Origin of the sequence: Dietzia sp. B44 (assembly GCF_014145245.1) — a bacterium.
GTDB lineage: Bacteria > Actinomycetota > Actinomycetes > Mycobacteriales > Mycobacteriaceae > Dietzia > Dietzia natronolimnaea.
In genome coordinates this window covers 1-2,914 of the sequence record NZ_JAALEF010000378.1, presented here as the reverse complement: position 1 = coordinate 2,914, position 2,914 = coordinate 1, and the positions used below count along the sequence as shown (strand labels likewise).

At 71.9% G+C, this 2,914-nt stretch carries 3 protein-coding genes; 1 reads left to right on the top strand and 2 read right to left on the bottom strand.

Features of this window, described 5'->3' with window-relative positions:
* A partial coding sequence (locus G6017_RS12355) for a glycoside hydrolase family 3 N-terminal domain-containing protein (protein WP_182617606.1) occupies positions 1–1,276 on the top strand: 1,276 nt, incomplete at its 5' end.
* Between the two features lie 52 nt (positions 1,277–1,328).
* On the opposite strand, the gene G6017_RS12350 is transcribed toward G6017_RS12355, so the two are convergent.
* Both G6017_RS12350 and G6017_RS12345 read right to left on the bottom strand, forming a co-directional pair.
* On the bottom strand, positions 1,329–2,003 hold the full coding sequence (locus G6017_RS12350) for a DNA-3-methyladenine glycosylase I (protein ID WP_241730802.1): 675 nt from the start codon (positions 2,001–2,003) through the stop codon (positions 1,329–1,331).
* Between the two features lie 59 nt (positions 2,004–2,062).
* Positions 2,063–2,758, bottom strand: coding sequence for a hypothetical protein (locus G6017_RS12345; protein ID WP_182617604.1), 696 nt, complete (start codon positions 2,756–2,758; stop codon positions 2,063–2,065).
* Between the last annotated feature and the right edge of the window lie 156 nt (positions 2,759–2,914).

The following is a 2,914-nucleotide window of genomic DNA, read 5'->3' as shown; positions in this document are numbered from 1 at the left end:
TCGCCGGCTCCGTCTGACGGTCGCCGCATCGGTCGTGGGGCTGGTGCTGGCCGGGTGCGGCGCCGACGAGCCCGCGGAACCCGTCGCCGCCGCCGACTCCTCCGCCGACTCCTCCGCCGCACCCCCCGCCCGTGCCGAGCGGACCCCGCCGCCCGCGCCCCGGTGTGAGTCGCCGCTGGACTCGCTGACCCCACGCCAGCGGATCGCGCAGCTGTTCACCGTGGGCGTGAGCTCGATGGCCGACGCCCGCCACGCGGTGGAGCAGTACGGCGTCGGCGGAATCTTCCTCGGCGGTGACGTCGTCGGGGAGGTGGTCTCCGGCGACGACCTCGCCCGACTGCAGCAGGACACGGAGCTCCCGCTTTTGGTGGCGATCGACGAGGAGGGCGGGCGGGTGTCCCGCATCGCCCCCTACGCCGGGCCGATGCCGTCCGCCCGGGTCATGGCCGCCACGATGAGCCCGGAGGAGGTCCGCGCGGCTGCTCGGGACCGCGGAGAGTTTCTCCGCGGGATGGGCGTCACCGTCGACTTCGCCCCCTCCGTCGATGTATCCGACCAGCCGGACGGGGCCGTGATCGGCGACCGGTCCTTCTCTCCGGACCCGGCCCGCGTGGTCAGCTACGCGCGCGCCTTCGCCGCCGGCCTCGCGGACGCCGGGGTGACGCCGGTGTTCAAGCACTTCCCCGGCCACGGCCGTTCGTCGGGGGACAGCCACTACGAATCGGTGACCGTCCCACCGCTGGACCAGCTCCTCCCCCACGACCTCCGGCCGTTCTCCGAACTCGCCAGGACCCCCGGCGCCGGGATGATGCTCGGGCACCAGCAGGTACCCGGCCTCACGGGGATCGACCGGCCCGCCTCGCTCTCCCCGGCCGCCTACCGGCTGTTGCGCGAGGGCCACGGATACGGGGCCCCGCCCTTCGACGGCGCGATCTTCACGGACGACCTGTCAGGGATGCGCGCCGTCACGAACGACTTCCCACTTCCCCGAGCCGTGACCGAGTCGCTCATCGCCGGGGCCGACTCCCCGCTGTGGATCACCACCGCCGGGATCCCCGAGGCTCTCGACTCCGTTGAACGCGCCATTGCCGAGGGCGCACTGACCAGGAACGACCTCCACCGCTCCCTGGCCCGGATGGCCGCCCTCCGCGGGATCCCCGGTTGCCTGAGCTGGCCGGCCACCGGGCAGGTGGCGCAGGCGGGGTCGCTCGCCGCCCCCGTCCCCGACCTCCCGCACCGTGGTGCTCCGCCCGGCCTACCCGTTCTGCCCGGATAGCCGGAACCGCAGGGCCCGCTCAGTCCGCCGGGGTGACCCCGCGCCCGGAACGTCAGGTCACCGTCTCGCGCGTCCAGACTCCGGAGCTGCCACGCCGGTGAGAGTCCGTCAGGTGCGTGTCGACCACCCCGATGGCCTCCATCAACGCGAACACCGTCACCGGCCCCACGAAGCTGAACCCCCGCCGCTTGAGATCCTTGGCCAGCGCCTCCGACTCCGGGGATCGGCTGGGCACCTCATCCATGGTCCGGGGCTGCGGAGTCTGTTCCGGCCGGTACGACCAGATCAGTTCCCCGAGACCGCCCTCGGTCCTCAGCGCGATCACGGCCCGGGCATTGGTGACCGCCGCGTCGATCTTGCGTCGATTGCGCACGATCCGCTCGTCGGCCATGAGCCGGGCGACGTCGGCGTCCCCGAAGCCCGCGACCGCATCGGGCGAGAACCCGGCGAACGCCTCCCGGAACGCCGGACGCTTGCGGAGGATCGTCACCCAGCTCAGTCCGGACTGGAAGCCCTCCAGGACGAGCCGCTCGAAGAGCCCCGCCTCGTCGCGGACCGGCATCCCCCATTCGGTGTCGTAGTACTCCCGCAGCAGCGGGTCCCGTGCCGCCCAGGGCGGGCGCCTCAGCCCGTCCTCGCACAGCACGGTCCCGGCGCCGGTGGTCCCGGCACCGGTGGTCACTGCGGCGGTGCCGGTCGTAGCGGCGGTGGAATCCTGGGTCTGCATGTGGTCTCCCGAGTTCATCCGAGCACCCGTGTGGTGATCACCGTCACCATAGGATCCGGCTACGACAGCACCCCGGTGAGCTGGGTGATCCGCACCGCCGCCAGAGCGAGCAGCGCCAGGCCCACCACCAGGGTGAGCGCGCGCCCGGCCACGCGGCCGTAGGACAGGAACCGGTCGATGCGGCGGGTGGCCGCACCGATCCCGCCCGAACGAACTCGTGCCAGCGCGATGATCAACGCCGTGCTCGGCAGGATCGCGATGATCGCGAAGAACAGGATCTGCAGCAGCTTGGACCACCACGGGGACTCGGCGAACGAGATGAGGACCATCCCGGCCGCGAACGGCGCCGACGTGGCCGACTGGATGATGCCCAGCACGACGCCGGTGACCATGATCCCGAACTTCTGCAGAACGTTCTGGGTGAGCGGCGCCTCGACGCTCTCCTCCTTGGCCTCCGCGGGCTTGCGCAACCCCATGACGGTGATCACCAGACCGATGAGACCCAGGGCCACCATCGCCCAGAGGTTGTGGAACAGACTGCGGACGAACTCCTGGTTGTTTCCGATCACCCACACCGACACCAGCGAGAGGAGCACGATGCCGCAGAACGCACCGCCGGTGAACCGCGCGGCCCGGGGCGCGAAGGGCACGCCACGCCCGGCCGAGGTCAGCCACAGCCCCGCGATCACAGCGAAAGCCAGAAGGTTGACCGAATCGATCGCCGCGAATCCCAGCAGGCTGAGGTAGTACTGCACCGCCGATACCCTACCGGCGCCTGTCCGGACGCGGACCTCGGCTGTCGTGGGGAGCGCCGTCGTCGCCGGGGTCGCGCCCGTCGTCGTCGTCGCCCTCGGCGTCGTCCTCCTCCCGCCCCGGTCGGCCGAACACCGACCGCTCCCGCCGCCGCCGCA

Excerpts from the sequence above, each read along its gene's own strand:
- G6017_RS12350 (WP_241730802.1), bottom strand. The coding sequence starts at position 2,003 with ATGCAGACCCAGGATTCCACCGCCGCTACGACCGGCACCGCCGCAGTG.